The organism is Pseudomonas sp. Kh14 (assembly GCF_900291005.1).
Classification (GTDB): domain Bacteria; phylum Pseudomonadota; class Gammaproteobacteria; order Pseudomonadales; family Pseudomonadaceae; genus Aquipseudomonas; species Aquipseudomonas alloputida.
This window is the reverse complement of the sequence record NZ_OLKJ01000238.1, coordinates 1-246: the sequence shown is the minus strand read 5'-3', so window position 1 is coordinate 246 and position 246 is coordinate 1. Positions and strand designations below refer to the sequence as shown.

The window sequence follows — 246 nt, the reverse complement described above, 5'->3', positions numbered from 1 at the left end:
CTCTAACTGTCTAGGACCAGGATGGATTCCCGCATAGTTTTGTGTGCTGATAATCATCAGCAAAGTCGTTAAAAAAAGGCGTAACATTCGCTAAAGCTCCCATTGTTTTCTCAATGCTTGCTCTTCTAGAATGGCTTCAATTCGCCGTCTGGTTATAACAGAGCAAGGAGAGGGCGAACTCTCCTTTTTGAAGTGAATGTTCTCCTTAGAATCAATAAACTCAGTGGTAACGTCTATGTCAGAGAG

1 protein-coding gene is annotated in these 246 nt (G+C 42.3%); it reads right to left on the bottom strand.

The window, feature by feature from the left end; all coding sequences use genetic code 11:
- Positions 1 to 90 precede the first annotated feature (90 nt).
- Complete coding sequence (locus tag FQ668_RS29225; RefSeq protein WP_369333853.1) at positions 91 to 237, bottom strand: PA3496 family putative envelope integrity protein; 147 nt, start codon at positions 235 to 237, stop codon at positions 91 to 93.
- Between the last annotated feature and the right edge of the window lie 9 nt (positions 238 to 246).